We start from the raw sequence: 14,989 nt of genomic DNA, 5'->3' as shown, positions 1-14,989 counted from the left end.
GGGATGCCTGCGCTACGTTTACCTTTGATTGAACCCAGCTACTTAGTTGTGCCAGTGGGCTGATTCTGCATCGACTTCCAGGTGTTTTGGGTGATTTCTAGCATTCCCCACTGTGGTAGATGCTGCTGGTAAATTTCTAGCAAACCTTTAGCGGTGCGTTCGATCGCCCAATCCTGTTGTAGTTCACAGGCGACGCTGAGCCAATTGGAAACCTTAACTCCAGCCTGCGTTAAGTTGGCGATCGAGGCGTGCAACACCATTTCGGAATAATTGCCCGACGCATCCATTACCAAACGCACGTCGTAACCCTCTGCTGCCATTGTTTTAGCCGGAATCCCGATGCAGAAATCAGCCGTGATTCCGGCGGCGATGACTTTCTTGCGACCCGTTGCCTTGATCGCGCCCCGGATGCGATCGTCATGCCATGAGTTGATTTTGGTGCGATAAATCGGCTCAACATCAGGAAAGAGTTCTCGAATTTCTGGGATGATTGGACCGATAGGACCCATTGGACCCATTGCTGCTGCTGTCAAAACAACCGGAATGTTATGTAGCTTCAAAACCTTTGCCAGGGCAATGGAATTGTTTCTCAAATGCACCGGATCGATATCTCCGGTAAACAGCATCAACCCTGCCTGATGATCAACTAATAAAGCACAAGCGTTATCTGCCGAAAGCATTTCATAGGTCATTGCTGTATCTCCTTGCCTTGGCGGTTGTGAAATTGCAATTGAGCAACAGCTTAATCGGGTACTCTCGATCTGTCGCTAGTCTTGCGGTTGGAATGCTTAGGTTATAAGTTGAGTCCACTGATTAACGAAAGTTATGAATGTATTCCTAACTTTCGTTGAGTTCAGTTTAAGCCGAAGCTTGTATAGTACTGATTGCGCCCAATCCCGAACTTTCAGGAAAACCCTGTTGTGAATGAGCAAAAAATATGGCGCAATTTGTAAATCGATGGCGCAATTGGTTCATGTGAATCTGCGTAAGCATTCCAGCCTCTAACAGTCTGGGATGAGCTGTGTCTAAGCGGTAGTAGCTAGAAGTGGGTTGAAAGCTTAAAACACTTGCGTATTCTGGCTTCGCAAAATCGTGCCACTCTTCCGCAAATTGTGCCAAATCTTTGCTTATTCACAGAATTTGTGTTCAGTGTATAACCAAATCACCAACCAAAGGACAACCGTCATGCAGTATTTCACACTAGGGAATACCGGACTCAAAGTCAGCCGTCTCGCCCTTGGTACTATGACCTTCGGTGATGATTGGGGATGGGGTTCAGATACCGCCCAGTCCCGCCAGATTTTTGATGCCTATTTGGAGGCAGGCGGTAATTTCATCGACACCGCCGACCTTTACACCAACGGTAATAGTGAACGTATGCTCGGTCAGTTCATCACCGATTCCAAATCACGGGACAAGTCCGTGATCGCGACTAAATTCAGCTATAACGGGCAGCCCGGTAATCCCAATAGTGGCGGCAATGGGCGCAAGAATATACTACGTGCAGTGGAAGGTTCTCTCCAACGGCTGAACACGGATTACATTGACCTGTACCTCCTCCACACATGGGATCGCGTCACCCCCGCTGAAGAGGTGGTGCGTACTCTCGATGATCTCGTGCGTTCAGGCAAAGTGCGTTATGTGGGCATTTCCGATGCGCCTGCTTGGTACATCGCGCAAGCGCAGACAATTGCCAAAGAACGTGGGTTGGAAAGCTTCGCTACGGCTCAGCTTGAGTATTCACTCGTTGAACGAAACATTGAGCATGAATTTACCACTCTGGCCCAAACCCTTGGTACCAGCATCATGGTCTGGTCACCTTTGGCGAGTGGTCTGCTCTCCGGCAAATACAAACCCTCACAGCAAGGCGCTACAGGCGCAGGAAGGCTAGCCACGGTCGCGGGTTCTGGCAACTCTGCCTTCGATAAATTCAACGAGCGTAATTTCCGTATCGTGACCGAACTAGAAGAGGTTGCAGGCAAAATTGGTCGGAGTATGGCGCAAGTCGCCGTTAATTGGGTGGTGAATCGCCCTAGCGTGTCCTCGGTAATCATTGGCGCGACCAAACTCACCCAGCTTCAAGACAATTTACAGGCACTCGACTTTAGCATCCCTGTAGAACTGCTCACCCGTCTTGATGCAGTGAGCGAGCCTGAAAGACCGTTTCCTTATAGCTTTTTCACCGATAGTCATCAGGGCATGATTAACGGCGGCGCGACGGTGGGAGACAAGCCCGCCAGTTATCCCGCTCCCGTGCTGGTCAAAGGCAGTCGTCCAGGGGTTAGTGCAAAGGTCGAAGCAGCTTCATAACCACATTAAACAACCCTTCCCTCAAGGAGGAACTGCCATGAAAACACTATTCGCAATCACGACCCTCGCTGTCCCCTTCTTCATCAGCGACGCCGCTGCCGCCTCATCCCGTGCGCCAATGTAAACACCCACAATCTCACGAGTATCTGCATCAAGTGCTAACCAGACCCACTGCTTGTTCTTCTTGTTGTCTACAAAGGACCACAATTCATCACACTCAATCGTCAGCCGCCGCTTTGAGATCATCGCCCGAATTACCAAACATTTCAGTGTCGATTGGTCCCGGTGAAACCGTGTTGACGGTGATGCTGCGATCGCCCACTTCCATCGATAGCACTTTCCCCATCATCTCGATCGCGGCTTTGCTGGTGCAATACAAGCTGAATTCTGGGATGGGACGCACCACGAGACCACTGGAGATGTTCATAATTCGCCCGTTTAGGTTGAGGCGATTGGCAGCTTGTTTCATTCAGAAAAAGTGCCTTTCACGTTTAGCTCAAACACTTGTCAAACGCAGCTTCATCTGTTCGGCAACAGTACCGCCCACTCCAGTTCCAGCATTGTTGACAAGAATATCGAGGCTGCCAAACTGCTACTGGGCTGCGTCAAACAGCTTTGTAACTTCATCCGTGTGGCTGAGGTTTGCTTGAATGGCGATCGCGTGCATCCCATTCTTTTTGATAGTTTCGATAACGGCTTCCGCCTTTTCTCGATTCCCAGCATAGGTAATGGCAATACTCGCACCGTTAAACCATAACCGTTCGGCGATCGCCAAATTTTGTTCTTCAGTTGGAGTCATCGTAGATTTCTTCTCATACCAATTTAAACAGTATTCAAGGCAGATAGGGCATCCAGGATAAAGGAATAACCTGTGAGAGAAGCAATTACTTGTGGTGTTAACTCAGCCAGGAGTTGATCGATTTTGACTTGTAGTTGGTCGAGCGTTTTGAACGCAGCCCACTTCAAACTTGCCTTGAGATGTTCCCACAACCTCTCAATAGGATTTAGCTCAGGGCAGTAAGGCGGTTGGAATAACAAGATGATGTTCTCTGGCACCACCAACGCTTTACCCTTGTGAAACCGCCCGTTATCCACTTGCAAGACGTTCAGACTATCCGGATAAGCGTTGGAAAATTCATTCAAGAATCGTTGATAACACTCGGTATCAACATGAGAAAATTGCAGAAAAAAGGACTCTCCCGTGGCAGGTTCAACCGCCCCGTAGAGCCAGAACGCTTTGAACAACCACTGCCACTGCCCAATCGGTTTGATGCCACACGCCGTGATCAATCGTCCCATCAGAGTATGCAGTCCAAAACGACTCTCATCCTGAGCAAAATAGCGAATGGGACGTTCATCCTGCCCCCGGTGGCGAGCATACTGACTCAGCAAGCTGAGGTCGCCCTTGAGGTTTGCTTAAAAGCAGATCGCTGTTCACTATCCTGCTGGCAATTTTGAGGACGAGCAACCTTTAGCTTGGCTTTGAGCCGATAGCGGGTCATTTGGTAGACCGCGTGATACTCCGCTTCTACTCCCAAGGTTTCTGCCAACCACTGTTGTACTGCTCCATAACTTTGAAAGCCGTGTCTCTGTCGTAACCGCTTTGCCAAAGCATCCTCTGCCCATTGGGGTATCACTCGCACTCCCCCCGGCGATTTCTTGATTTCTAGCATCGCCCCCACTCCTCCAGTGCGATACATCAATAGCCAGCTTTGCACCGTGTTTCGATGTTTCCCGACCGCTTTGGCAATCGCACTAATGCTCGGCGCATTCTCTTGTTTCAACCAGTAGAGCACTTGCAATCGTTCTTTAGCGCTTGGCGTTTCGGCTTGCCGCAACTGTTGAGCTAAGTCATCCAAACTTTCTTTCACGTCTATTGACGTTACACCTGCCATGACTAGACTCTCCAAACAACTCCGCTCAGTCTAGTCCATTTGCCGCTTACTCAATTTAAATTGGTATCACTGTAGTAGCGTTTTGTCTTCGGTTCAAAATTGATTACCAAGGTAGCGCCACTGCGCCCCCAAACTTCCGCATTTCCGCAAAAAACTTACCCTGGGCACCATTCTGTGGAAGCGTTGCTAGATACACGGCAGTTTCAGCGCCTTCATCGGCTGTGAACGGCGCATTAGGTCCACCTATGTCAGTTTGCATCCAGCCAGGAGAGTATGCATTTACTAAAATATTGGTGCCTTGGAGTTCCTTCGCCCAGAGCGCCGTCAGTCCATTCAGCCCAACTTTGGAAAGGCGATACGACGGAGCCAACGGATAGTAATCGCTGCCCATAGACGTGAGGGAAGCCATTTCAGTAGACACATTTACGATCCGTCCATAGTTTTGCGCTCTCATCAATGGCATTAGAGCCTGGGTTATTCGAGCAACGGCTAAAACATTGGTTGTAAAGGTTGCCAGCATCGTTTCCATCTGAACCGTAAGCAGACTGGCTTCTTCTGGCTGCACCGTTAGGTTGACACCTGCATTGTTGACCAAAATATCGACTCTGCCATAAGCCTGCTGCAACCAGGTTGTGAACTGCTGCACACTTGCATCGCTCGTGACATCCAGAGAATGAAAATCTACTTGAATATTTTCGCTCAATAGGCGCTGTTGAGCGGATAGACCATCTTGCTCCTTACGACTCGTCAGCACAACCTGAATATTCTCTTGCTGGGCTAACTGGCGAGCGATCGCATAGCCTAATCCTTTGTGACTGCCCGTGATTACGGCAACTTTCTGCGTCATAGTCATCAAATTCCTCTGAGTGAGTTGGCTGTACCGTTACCGTAACAACCCCTAAACTATTGAACAAGCCGATATTTTAGATAAATAACATCAATGAAATCGATGAATCTGGCTGCGATCAACTTGAACTTGTTGGTTGCCTTTGAAGCTCTCCTGGAACAGCGCAGCGTTACTAAAGCTGCCGAGCAGCTTCAGATGGGACAGCCTGCTATGAGTGCAGCGCTCAGTCGTCTGCGTGTTTTGTTTGAAGATGAATTGTTTGTCAGGTTAGGGGGACAGATGCAACCGACGCTCAAAGCCCAGACAATCGCCCCAAGTATCTTGGCAGCATTGCAACAGATTCGCCAAACCGTTACCCAAAGTCAGGCCTTTGAGCCAACTTCTAGCGACCGCACCTTTGCCATTGGCAGTTCAGACTACAGTAGCTTTGTCCTAGTGCCACCGCTGCTAGAGTTTAGTCATCAAGCAGCTCCATCAATCAACTTTCAGATGATTGGATTTGAGAAGGACAGCGTTGGAGATTTACTAGAACAGGGGATAATCGATGTGGCATTGGGTGTTTTTCCCGATCCACCCCGACAAACCCAGTGGGAACCCATCTTTGAAGAACGATTTGTGGGAATTGCCCGTCAAGGACACCCGGCTGTTAAGCAGGGAACCATGAGTTTAGAACTCTTTGCCCAGCTTTCTCATGCCCTTGCCACCCTACGTCGAGATACCATAGGCGAAATCGACAAGGCATTGAGTGAGCAAAACTTAGAGCGTCGTATTGCACTCACAACCCCGCATATGATGGTTTTACCGTTTGCGATCGCGTCTAGTGATCTAGTCGCAGCGCTTCCCCGTCGCATTGCGCTCCGGTTGGCAATGGTCTGCAATTTGACAATTTTTGAACTTCCAGTCAAAACGAAACCATGGATGGTTTCGATGCTATGGAGTGCTTTGAGCAACCAAGATGAAGCAAATCGTTGGTTACGCTGTTCAATCAAAGCGATTTCTCAAAAAATTGAGACACGTTAAGCCGGGAATAATCAAGCGATAGCACTCCCACTAATTTGATGCTCACTGAATCCTGGAGGTTGGCACCTAGGATTTCCACTATGTATCCAAGAACTGAGCCACAATGTTCTACAACCTCGATGCTTTTCGAGCCTCGTTCAACTGTGATTGCACGAGATCCGCTGTCTTAGCAGTCGCAGTATAGTTACTCCAAGCACCGTGATAGCTGCCCGTGTGTTCAGCCAGTAAGTCAGCAATGTGAAACCCATTCTTGACGGTGTTGTTGGCAAGTTCAGCCAGTACCGGAATCCAGGTTGTTACCACCACACCCGCAGCCGACATTCGCATCATCGCAGCCTGTTGATTCAATTCATCAAAGGTTGAAGAAGCATCCATCACCGCGTAAACATCATAGCCTCGCTGGACACCGTAAATTGCAGCAAAAGCGAGACAAGTAGTGGTGTCTAGCGCAGCAATGATCAACTTCTTGCGATTCATCTTTTCGACTGCTTCCGCAGAAGGAGCATGATCCCAAAATTTTACGGTGTCGCGTTCAATAATTTCGTGCTCAGGAAACAGTTCAACCAACTCTGGCATGGTCGGTCCGTTGGGACCCTGGGACCAACTAGTGGTCAGCAACGTTGGTAAGTTAAAGCGCTTGGCAACTTTTGCGAGCGCAATGATGTTGTTCTTCAGTTTCAGTGGCTCAACTGAGGGAAGAAATTGGAAAAGACCCACTTGATGGTCAATCAAGAGCATTGCAGCGTTATCGGGTGTCAATGGTTCCGCGAAGGGATTACGACTTGTCATACTGGTCAATATCTGATGGATGAAAGTACTTCAAATCTGAGTTTATGGTTAAGCCAAGTCTTTGTCTTTCAAAAAAATATGATTATGAGCAGTGAGATTTTGTAAATGACTCACGTTATGCAAGCTTCAAATCTGGTCTCGATCCGGCAATTTATCCATCAAGTTCCCTATGCTCCAGAGCAAAACAGCGAAGTAGCAGGCTGGCAAGACATTATTTTGCTGAAGCACTCGCTCCTACCCGGTGAAATCAATGTCCCTGGACTGGCTGAAAACCTTTTGTTTGTAAGTCTGCTACCCAAAACTCAGTATGAAAATCTGAATGATCAGCGTCTGAAGTCAATGGTTCTGCGTCAAGGTGATGTTGCAATTACACCCGCAGGTTGTTCACAACACTGGCGATGGCTCAGCCCTTTTGCTGCGGCAAATCTGTTTATCTCACCTTTGTTAATCAAGGAGGTCAGCAAGGATCTCGTCAAAGGCGATCCAGATTCTATTCGTTTGATAGAACACGATGTAAAATCCGTGCCTTTTCTTTCTGCCTCGGCAACAGAATTGCTATCTGAACTAGAAGCGGGTTCACCGCATGGCAAGACATACATTGATGCGTTGACTCGCAGCCTGGCAATGTATTTGGTTACGCATTACTCAACTGCAAAAGTTGCAGAAAGGACAGCGTTGTCAAAACCCGATGATACCCGTGTTGCTTATGCAATCGATTTCATTGAGTCTCACTTGGGCGAGGACTTGCCTCTGGCAGCGATCGCTTCTGCCTGCAATATGAGTGTCAATCATCTATGTGCCGTCTTCAAACATACTGTTGGTCAGTCGGTTCATCAGTTCGTAATTCAGCAAAGAATTGAGAGAGCCAAGACTTTGCTTAGAGATCCTAGAAAGTCGCTTGCAGAAATTGCTCAAGAGATAGGTTTCTCCAGTCAATCCCACTTCACAACCAGTTTTTCCAAAATTTGTGGAAGCACCCCCAGCCAATATCGTCAAGATTTCAACTAGCAATCACCCTAGAAACGATGCTTGATTCGCGTCTATCACTTCACCGATAACCTCAAAACACCATTCTCACCGCTCGCCTTCAAATATCTAATACCGAACGGAAGATAACCTTCAAATTACTTCCTCACTAACAACCTTGAAATAACTTGACGCTGAATACCAACAGATAGCCTTTAACCTGCCGCCTTGGCTGACATCTCTGCGGCATAACGGCTAAGCTGAGCGGTGTGAAACCATTTTTAGCGAAGCTCAGCGCTATCACCTTCACATCCGCTCCAACACCTGGTTAGGCATTTCCGGGTTCATTGGGTTGCTACACAAGGGCGACGGAGCGAGAATGGCAGTGCTGCAACTGCTGGCGCGGGGCAACAGCAATCAAAATAGCGCTGCTCTCAGTGTCTCTGAAGGGACAGTGAAATTTCACATCAACCATATTTTGTACAAGTTAGGGGTAAGCGATCGCACCCAAGCCGTCATCGCTGCTCTCAAACGGGGTCTAGCTCACTTAGAGTAGCAATCATGCCTAGCCAAAAGTTAAGCAAATGCCTCAGTAAAAAGTCAAAATCTGAGACTGCCTTTTGGTTAGTTTAAAGCCTGGATTGAAGGCAGTTTGCAACTTAAGTTAAACCTCATAGAATAAGCGCATGTGTGACTGCCATGAGTCATCCCACCGAAATCGACAAGACAAAACGCGACATGAGGGAAGAACCGATTGTTCTAGTCTCCCGCTTTAAGCCGCAAGCAGGGATGGAGACAGCACTCTACAACGAGCTTTATGAGATTGCTCAACAGAGCCGCCAGGAAGCCGGATGTCAGCTTTACATCATGCACCAAGCCGTAGATGATCAGGTGACGATTCTGCTCTATGTCGTTTGGGAAAATCAGGCAGCTCTAAATTTTCATCAGCAAACCGACTACTTCAAACAGTTCATCGCGAAGTCGGATACCTTACTGGCTGCGCCGATCGACGTGTCATTGTGGAGTGAGGTGAGCCGATGAGCAAGGTTTGTGCTTTGGTGGGGGCAGGAGCAGGGTTAGGATTAGCGATCGCCCAACGGTTTGGTCGAGAAGGGTATCAACTTGCACTCTTAGCCCGTCGCCCGGCAGCGTTGGCTGAGTATACAAAAACCTTGAGCGATGTAGGAATTCAGGCAACTGGATTTAGCGTTGATGCGGCTGATCCTGACTCGATCACGACAGCCTTTGCAGCAATCAATCAAACGCTTGGTCATCCTGATGTCCTAGTTTACAATGCTGCCCTGCTCAAGCAAGATTCTGTGATGAGTTTGACCGCCGAGACGTTAGTGCAAGACTTCAAAGTTAACGCGGTAGGAGTCATCACTGCGATTCAACAAGTGTTGCCTGAGATGCAACATCAACGAAGTGGAACCATTTTACTGACGGGTGGTGGACTAGCGCTTTATCCTAGCCCCCAACAGATTTCATTAGGGATCGGCAAAGCGGCAATCCGTTACCTTGCCTTAGGTTTGGCAGACGAACTGAAAGTAGACGGCATTCACATTGCGACTGTGACCATTTGCGGAGAGATCGCACCAGGAACAAAATTTGATCCCGATGCGATCGCGGCTGTCTACTGGCAACTACACACCCAAACTCCTGAAACTTGGCAGGTCGAATATGTCTATCAGTGAGGTCAATTGAATGCAATTTCTAGTCATCGGACGCATCACTGCTGGAACTGAGATTGAACAAGTCTTACCCTTCGTGAAGCCAGAAGCCGCTAAGGCGTGGGAGCTTTACGCCAGCAATCATCTTCGTTCCATCCATTACATTGCCGACAAAAGTGGAGCTGTGCTGCTCTTTGAGGCAAACAATTTAGAAGAAGTCAATGCAATGATTGCTCAGTTGCCAATGGCACAAGCAGGAGTCCTGCAATTTGAAGTCATTCCCTTACTGCCGTATACAGGCACCGAAGCACTTTTCGTCAAGTAGCCATCAGTTAAAACAATCCTATGAGCCATCATTTTGATTCGCCAGAATCTCGACAAGATAGCCGCATCAACATCTGCGATATTTATTTGTTCAATAGTGACACTCCCAAAACAATTGTCGCTATTATGACGCTCAGTCCTCTCGCCGGACTGCCTTCGCCTTTTACTGGACAACCTCAGTGGGATACCTTTAGACCCGAAACAGCCTGTGAATTTCGCTTTGATACCAATGGGGATGCAAAAGCTGATGCTATCTTCAGATTCATTTTTCAGGGGGATGTCGCTCCTCAAGCCTGGATGCTCACCTACCTGAGCGGCGAAGCAGCACATGATCCTCGGGCTACAGGTGAAGCATTAGGACTGGGAACCATGAATGAAATTGCGACTGTTGCCAATGTAGGACGTATTTGGGTCGGACTGGCAGGCGATCCCTTCTTTTTAGATGCGGTTGCTGCCCGTGTTTGCCTCGATCAGGCCATTCAAAATAACGTCTGGAATCCAGAGAGTTTTAGCACTGGAGCCAGCACAACGGGGGCTACTAATGTGCTGGCGATCGTTGCCGAACTGCCCCTTGATCTCATTTCAACTGCTCCGTTTGGCTTCTATGCAACGGTTTCAGCCAACGATCACGGGCATTGGACGCAGGTGAATCGCTGCGGCAAGCCCAATTTTGCTGCAACGTTTAATGACAACCCCGCAGGATCATTACTCTACAACTCCACCGATCCGGATACTGACTATGACAACTTCGCTCAGCCAGTAATGGATCTGGTGACTCAAATTTGTCGCGTTGCAGGCAGTACCGATGAACCTGCAAGTTATGGACAGATGGTAGCAAATTGGCTATTTCCAGATGTGCTTCCCTTCGACTCACAGCTTCCAGCCGGTTTTGGATTTGCGGGCATCAATGGGCGAAGACTACAAGATGATTTCGGTACGGTTGTTTACACCTTGTTTTTCAACACCTTACTTCAGAACAAAGTGCCGCCACCCAGTGATCTGAGAGCCGAATTTCCCTATATTGCTCCAGCTAGACCGCTACCGACGCAACCATCCGTTAGCGTTCCTAGCCGACAGGAAGGGTAAAAGTCTCACAGATTGGTAATGCCTCGCTTGAGCGCAACCAGAACGGCTTGGGTACGATCGCTCACATTCAGTTTTCTCAAAATGCCATTGACGTGAAACTTGATCGTCCCTTCGCTGATGTGGAGTGCGTCAGCAATCTCCTGGTTTGACTTGCCTTCTGTCAGCAGCAGCAGCACTTGCCGTTCACGCTCGGTTAACTGAGGACTGTTCATTCGTTCTGCCAGTCTGGCACCGACATCAGGCGGAATGTATTTCTGTCCTGCATGAACACGCCTAATCCCATCCACTAAAGTTTGATGAGTGACATTCTTGAGCAGGTAACCTCTGGCTCCAGCGCTCAGTCCTCGATAGATATCTTCATCGCCGTCGTAGGTAGTCAAGACAATAATGTGGGCATCAGAAAACTCTCGGCGAATGGCAGCGATCGCCTCCACACCGCCCATCTCTGGCATTTTCAAATCCATCAACACGACATCGGGTTGGTGTTGGCGAAAAAGTTCGACCGCTTCGACTCCTGTACTGGCTTCGGCAACCGTTTCGATGCCTTCGCTACAGTCAATAATCATGGCTAAGCCCGATCTCACCACGGGGTGGTCATCGGCAATTAAGACTCGAATGTTGGTATCACTCATGGCTAACTGGGGGGCGCTAGCAGGATAACGGTCTGATAGAGAAAACGGAGTTCGAGCTTTGCGATGTTTTGTTTGTGGTTGATCATTGCTTTTTCTCTGCGGTATGTTCACTGCTTTGCTCCCTTTTCCTTTCCCTAACCGAGCGGTGCTTCGACCAGAATTTGAGTGCCTTGCCCTGGTTGACTAGATAAACTCATTTGGGCACCAATGCGATCGCAGCGCTCATACATGCTGATCAGTCCAAAGCCGCCGTTGATGTTGTCGGGTGTGGTAGGTGGGATGAAGCCTCGCCCATTGTCGTGGATGGTGAGGCTGATACGATCACTGTCGTAGGCAAGTTCGATGGCAAGTGTATCCGCCTGAGCGTGTTTTAGGGCGTTGGTAACGGCCTCTTGCCCAATTCGCAGCAGGTTCATGCCGATGAAGGGTGGCAGGCTGTAAGGGCTTCCCTGCACATTGACTTCAACGGCGATCGAGGTGTTACGAGTCATTTGCTCCACACTTTCATAGAGCAGTTGCGCTAAGTCTGCATACTCAGCGGCAAGCGGATAAAGTGCCCAGACCGATCTCCGCGCTTCAGTCAGTCCGGCTTCGGCTAGTTGACTCATGTGTTTAAGAATCTGCTGAACGGTTTGGGATTCTTCGTGAACCAGCGATTTGACTACTTCGATCTGAAGGGAAATGCCTGTGAAGGCTTGAGCAAGGGTATCGTGGATCTCGCTTGCCATGCGGTTACGTTCTTCTAATAGAGCCGCGTCTTTAGCCTGCTCAGCTAACTGAGCCATTTGAATAGCCAGGGCAGCATGGTGGGCAAAGCTGCGGCACTGCTCAAAGCGAAACTCACTCGGCGGTTGATCCGTGGTGAAAGCAAGTCCCATAAAGCCTAATACTTGTTCACCGATCGCCAGCGGAATCATGAAGACAGTTTTGTGTCCATGCTGCTGGTGCCAAGGGCGCGAAAATTTCCAGGTTTCTGATAACGGTTGATCTTGAGTAAACCAAATAACCTGGTGGTCTGGGTCTTGAACCATCTGCAAAATCTGCGTCAGGTCGGCAGGCACAGGCGGACGCCAGAGTTCAGCACGAGGATCAGTAGCAATGTCTATCACTTCTCCATGTAACACTAAAGCCATCATCTGTAGAGTATGGGAGGCACTATGGTAGAGAAATATAGCCCCCGTTGCGGCGCGGCTAGATTGAATCGCCCCCTGAAGCGCAGCCACCAGAAATGAGTGCAAACTATCTGTGCTGCTGAGGTGTGTCACGGAGCGACGCAATGAGGCGTTCGCTTTTGCGAGTTCTGCGACCTGTTCTAAGGCTGCTACTTCTCCTTCACGGGCAAGAACTTCGTTCAGCTTCGCTAACGCCGCTTGCTTGTCAGCTTCTCCTAAGATTGTTAGTTGAAGCACCAACGCGATTTGTTGAGCCAGGGCCAGAACCAATTCTTCCTCGACTGAACTAAAAGTGATTGGCTGTGGAAACGCCATTGCTAAGAGTCCTAAGGGGCGATCGCCGACCATCAGCACACAGGTGCTGGTGCCCCGATAACCACGGCTTTGAAACCATTCTGAGACATCTTGCCACAACCGTCCTTCAAAGTCTTCTTGATTAAGGACAGCTAACCTGGGCTGTTCGCAAAGCTGAGAAAAAATCAAAGTGCGCTCAACGGGAATAGGGGATTGAAATAGGATCGGTTCATCGTCAGCAGGGGTGAAAAAATGCTGCCCATCCTGGCAGCGAATGGTCAGGTTGAGGGTATTCTGGTCGGCATCATAGCTAAAGATGTGCCCCACCAAAGCCCCTGAATAGCGAACGACTTCCACTAGCAAGTGCCCCAAAACATCGTTGAGGTTGGGATTTGTAGATAGGTCGCTCAAGCTGTTGCGCAGCAGGGTGTTGGCTCTCGATAGTTCTGCGGCCTGATGCTGAGCTGCTTGTTTTTGCTCACGAGCGATCGCCGTTTGTTTCGCCGCTTCTGCTAATCGTGTGAGTTGAATTGCCAGTGTTACCTGCTGCGCCAAGGCATAGGCAAGTTCAATCTGTGGCTCACTGAAAGGACGGCTCCCTGGAAAAAAGACAATCAGTGCCCCGATTGTCTTGTCACCTAAAATCAACGGCACATTGAGGGCACTGCTAACCCCACGCGAGCTGTACCAAGCGCCAGCATCTAAGCCAGATTCATGGGCAATCTGGCTTAGATGCGGACTGGTTGCCATATCTTCAGTGATGAAGTGATTCCGGCGATGGTGAAGGCTTTCTTGCTGAATCATTGCCGCTGGCACAGGGTAGCCAAACGAGCCAATATGCCCTGGTTGTTCCTCTGGTTTGAGGATCTGCCCCTGCCAATACGTTAACCCGACATAAGCAAGATTAGCGGGTTCGGGATGGTACCAATACTCTGCTAGCGGCGCTTCCAGCTGATCCGCAATCACTCGGAGCACCTGTCCTAAAAAGCGATCAAGGTCTGTTTCCATTGCCAGCACATCGACCGTTCGCTTAAGCGCCTTATTCACTTTCTCTAGTTCAGCCGATCGTGCTTGTTCCGCTTCTAGAATGGCTTGCTGAGTGCGTTGCGTAGCTTGGCGCAGCCTCTCGCGCTGAATGGCACTGCCAATACAATCAGCAGCAATCTTCAATACCGACAGTTCTGCTGGACTGCGATGTTTTGCTTCACGGCAGTCATCAAACCCAATGACTCCCCAATACTTATCCTCAACAAAAATGGGAACAGCATAGAGCGCTTTCAATCCTAGTTCTGCTTGCTCACTTCGGAACGGTTCAGGCATTTCTTCCAGCAGACAGCTAATGCTTTGATTTTGACTCAAACGCTCATACCACTCCTCAATGCCCTCCCAGGTTCCTTGTGATAAATCAGGATGAGAAATCTGTGGCGTGGTATGAGGAGAAGTCCATTCATACAACACTTTCCATCCTGTAGATGCAGAGTTAAAGGAAGGGGCAGAATTCTCGATCACCGCTACGCGATCAGTCTCCAAACTCTCGCCAATGATTTGTAAAGTTGTGTTGACGGCTTGATCAAGAGGCGAAATCGTCAGTAAAGCACTAGCAACTTGGGCACTAGCTTCTAAAAGGCGATGTTCTGAAGCATTGCTAACGCTGAGTTGCAGTGATTCCTGTTCGCACGACTGGAGCCGCGATCGCAGCAGGGCATTCTCTTGTTCCAGCGCAGAGAGGCGATCGTGGAGTTGAGCCAGTGCTGTGTCTATAGCAACCTCTAGAGCAAGAACAGGGTTTTCCTGAAAATTCGGGATTGGACGCAGTCTTACTATACAAGCTTCAGATTGAACTGAACTCAACGAAAGTTTAGACAAAATCCAACGAAAGTTAGGGCTGTATCCTTAACTTTTGTTCATCCAAAACCCAACTTCTTTAATAGGTATTCCAATCTCAGGACTAGCGACAGCTAGAGAATAACCGATTAAGCTCTTG

16 protein-coding genes and 2 pseudogenes are annotated in these 14,989 nt (G+C 49.0%); 8 read left to right on the top strand and 10 right to left on the bottom strand.

Features of this window, described 5'->3' with window-relative positions; genetic code table 11:
* Nucleotides 1-38: 38 nt before the first annotated feature.
* Nucleotides 39-692: an isochorismatase family protein gene (locus JOY44_RS27425; protein ID WP_171576656.1), complete on the bottom strand. Its 654-nt coding sequence runs from the start codon at nucleotides 690-692 to the stop codon at nucleotides 39-41.
* Between the two features lie 493 nt (nucleotides 693-1,185).
* Here JOY44_RS27425 and JOY44_RS27420 point away from each other — a divergent pair, with 493 nt between their 5' ends.
* A complete protein-coding gene (locus JOY44_RS27420; RefSeq protein WP_171576654.1) occupies nucleotides 1,186-2,310 on the top strand; it encodes an aldo/keto reductase in 1,125 nt (374 codons plus the stop codon).
* An 84-nt stretch (nucleotides 2,311-2,394) separates the two neighbouring features.
* Here the strand turns inward: JOY44_RS27420 and JOY44_RS27415 are convergent.
* The 6 genes and pseudogenes from JOY44_RS27415 to JOY44_RS27390 all read right to left on the bottom strand — a co-directional run.
* Nucleotides 2,395-2,550 (bottom strand): annotated as a pseudogene (locus tag JOY44_RS27415) (IS1 family transposase); the annotation flags it as partial.
* Complete coding sequence (locus JOY44_RS27410; RefSeq protein WP_171576653.1) at nucleotides 2,528-2,779, bottom strand: SDR family NAD(P)-dependent oxidoreductase; 252 nt, start codon at nucleotides 2,777-2,779, stop codon at nucleotides 2,528-2,530. The gene JOY44_RS27410 and the pseudogene JOY44_RS27415, both read right to left, overlap by 23 nt.
* A gap of 123 nt (nucleotides 2,780-2,902) precedes the next feature.
* On the bottom strand, nucleotides 2,903-3,109 hold the full coding sequence (locus JOY44_RS27405) for an SDR family NAD(P)-dependent oxidoreductase (RefSeq protein WP_171576652.1): 207 nt from the start codon (nucleotides 3,107-3,109) through the stop codon (nucleotides 2,903-2,905).
* A gap of 23 nt (nucleotides 3,110-3,132) precedes the next feature.
* Nucleotides 3,133-3,702 carry an IS630 family transposase gene (locus JOY44_RS27400; RefSeq protein WP_171572047.1) on the bottom strand — a complete coding sequence of 190 codons (570 nt, stop codon included), beginning with the start codon at nucleotides 3,700-3,702 and terminating at the stop codon, nucleotides 3,133-3,135.
* On the bottom strand, nucleotides 3,696-4,205 hold the full coding sequence (locus tag JOY44_RS27395; protein WP_171573305.1) for a helix-turn-helix domain-containing protein: 510 nt from the start codon (nucleotides 4,203-4,205) through the stop codon (nucleotides 3,696-3,698). Before JOY44_RS27395 ends, JOY44_RS27400 begins: the two co-directional genes overlap by 7 nt.
* A gap of 103 nt (nucleotides 4,206-4,308) precedes the next feature.
* The gene (locus tag JOY44_RS27390; protein WP_171576651.1) at nucleotides 4,309-5,058 is read right to left on the bottom strand and encodes an SDR family oxidoreductase; all 750 of its coding nucleotides are present in this window, start codon (nucleotides 5,056-5,058) and stop codon (nucleotides 4,309-4,311) included.
* Between the two features lie 87 nt (nucleotides 5,059-5,145).
* On the opposite strand from JOY44_RS27390, the gene JOY44_RS27385 reads away from it, so the two are divergent.
* On the top strand, nucleotides 5,146-6,072 hold the full coding sequence (locus tag JOY44_RS27385) for a LysR family transcriptional regulator (RefSeq protein ID WP_171576650.1): 927 nt from the start codon (nucleotides 5,146-5,148) through the stop codon (nucleotides 6,070-6,072).
* Nucleotides 6,073-6,180: 108 nt separating this feature from the next.
* Here JOY44_RS27385 and JOY44_RS27380 read toward each other — a convergent pair whose 3' ends face one another.
* Complete coding sequence (locus JOY44_RS27380; protein ID WP_171576649.1) at nucleotides 6,181-6,861, bottom strand: isochorismatase family protein; 681 nt, start codon at nucleotides 6,859-6,861, stop codon at nucleotides 6,181-6,183.
* A 117-nt stretch (nucleotides 6,862-6,978) separates the two neighbouring features.
* Here JOY44_RS27380 and JOY44_RS27375 point away from each other — a divergent pair, with 117 nt between their 5' ends.
* The 6 genes and pseudogenes from JOY44_RS27375 to JOY44_RS27350 all read left to right on the top strand — a co-directional run bounded on the left by JOY44_RS27375 (nucleotide 6,979) and on the right by JOY44_RS27350 (nucleotide 10,907).
* On the top strand, nucleotides 6,979-7,869 hold the full coding sequence (locus JOY44_RS27375; protein WP_203032197.1) for a helix-turn-helix domain-containing protein: 891 nt from the start codon (nucleotides 6,979-6,981) through the stop codon (nucleotides 7,867-7,869).
* 337 nt (nucleotides 7,870-8,206) lie between these two features.
* Nucleotides 8,207-8,383 (top strand): annotated as a pseudogene (locus JOY44_RS27370) (response regulator transcription factor); the annotation flags it as partial.
* A gap of 143 nt (nucleotides 8,384-8,526) precedes the next feature.
* On the top strand, nucleotides 8,527-8,868 hold the full coding sequence (locus JOY44_RS27365; protein WP_203032196.1) for a putative quinol monooxygenase: 342 nt from the start codon (nucleotides 8,527-8,529) through the stop codon (nucleotides 8,866-8,868).
* On the top strand, nucleotides 8,865-9,521 hold the full coding sequence (locus JOY44_RS27360; protein WP_171576645.1) for an SDR family NAD(P)-dependent oxidoreductase: 657 nt from the start codon (nucleotides 8,865-8,867) through the stop codon (nucleotides 9,519-9,521). The genes JOY44_RS27365 and JOY44_RS27360 overlap by 4 nt, the downstream gene beginning before the upstream one ends.
* 10 nt (nucleotides 9,522-9,531) lie before the next feature.
* Complete coding sequence (locus JOY44_RS27355; protein WP_171576644.1) at nucleotides 9,532-9,822, top strand: muconolactone Delta-isomerase family protein; 291 nt, start codon at nucleotides 9,532-9,534, stop codon at nucleotides 9,820-9,822.
* A gap of 20 nt (nucleotides 9,823-9,842) precedes the next feature.
* Entirely contained in the window at nucleotides 9,843-10,907 is a 1,065-nt protein-coding gene (locus tag JOY44_RS27350) for a DUF4331 family protein (RefSeq protein ID WP_171576643.1), read from the top strand.
* Between the two features lie 5 nt (nucleotides 10,908-10,912).
* Here JOY44_RS27350 and JOY44_RS27345 read toward each other — a convergent pair whose 3' ends face one another.
* Nucleotides 10,913-11,539 (bottom strand): response regulator, encoded by a 627-nt coding sequence (locus tag JOY44_RS27345; RefSeq protein WP_171576751.1) that lies wholly within the window; start codon nucleotides 11,537-11,539, stop codon nucleotides 10,913-10,915.
* Nucleotides 11,540-11,673: 134 nt separating this feature from the next.
* A complete protein-coding gene (locus JOY44_RS27340) occupies nucleotides 11,674-14,871 on the bottom strand; it encodes a GAF domain-containing protein (protein WP_207211232.1) in 3,198 nt (1,065 codons plus the stop codon).
* Nucleotides 14,872-14,989 lie beyond the last annotated feature (118 nt).

This window comes from Leptolyngbya sp. Cla-17 (assembly GCF_016807185.1).
In the GTDB taxonomy this organism is placed as follows: Bacteria; Cyanobacteriota; Cyanobacteriia; order Leptolyngbyales; family Leptolyngbyaceae; genus ULC077BIN1.
The sequence above is the reverse complement of the archived record's forward strand: the minus strand, read 5'-3'. Positions and strand labels throughout refer to the sequence as shown.

Coding starts and splice junctions, on each gene's coding strand:
- JOY44_RS27425 (WP_171576656.1), bottom strand. CDS start 692: ATGACCTATGAAATGCTTTCGGCAGATAACGCTTGTGCTTTATTAGTT.
- JOY44_RS27420 (WP_171576654.1), top strand. CDS start 1,186: ATGCAGTATTTCACACTAGGGAATACCGGACTCAAAGTCAGCCGTCTC.
- JOY44_RS27410 (WP_171576653.1), bottom strand. CDS start 2,779: ATGAAACAAGCTGCCAATCGCCTCAACCTAAACGGGCGAATTATGAAC.
- JOY44_RS27405 (WP_171576652.1), bottom strand. CDS start 3,109: ATGACTCCAACTGAAGAACAAAATTTGGCGATCGCCGAACGGTTATGG.
- JOY44_RS27395 (WP_171573305.1), bottom strand. CDS start 4,205: ATGGCAGGTGTAACGTCAATAGACGTGAAAGAAAGTTTGGATGACTTA.
- JOY44_RS27390 (WP_171576651.1), bottom strand. CDS start 5,058: ATGACTATGACGCAGAAAGTTGCCGTAATCACGGGCAGTCACAAAGGA.
- JOY44_RS27385 (WP_171576650.1), top strand. CDS start 5,146: ATGAAATCGATGAATCTGGCTGCGATCAACTTGAACTTGTTGGTTGCC.
- JOY44_RS27380 (WP_171576649.1), bottom strand. CDS start 6,861: ATGACAAGTCGTAATCCCTTCGCGGAACCATTGACACCCGATAACGCT.
- JOY44_RS27375 (WP_203032197.1), top strand. CDS start 6,979: ATGCAAGCTTCAAATCTGGTCTCGATCCGGCAATTTATCCATCAAGTT.
- JOY44_RS27365 (WP_203032196.1), top strand. CDS start 8,527: ATGAGTCATCCCACCGAAATCGACAAGACAAAACGCGACATGAGGGAA.
- JOY44_RS27360 (WP_171576645.1), top strand. CDS start 8,865: ATGAGCAAGGTTTGTGCTTTGGTGGGGGCAGGAGCAGGGTTAGGATTA.
- JOY44_RS27355 (WP_171576644.1), top strand. CDS start 9,532: ATGCAATTTCTAGTCATCGGACGCATCACTGCTGGAACTGAGATTGAA.
- JOY44_RS27350 (WP_171576643.1), top strand. CDS start 9,843: ATGAGCCATCATTTTGATTCGCCAGAATCTCGACAAGATAGCCGCATC.
- JOY44_RS27345 (WP_171576751.1), bottom strand. CDS start 11,539: ATGAGTGATACCAACATTCGAGTCTTAATTGCCGATGACCACCCCGTG.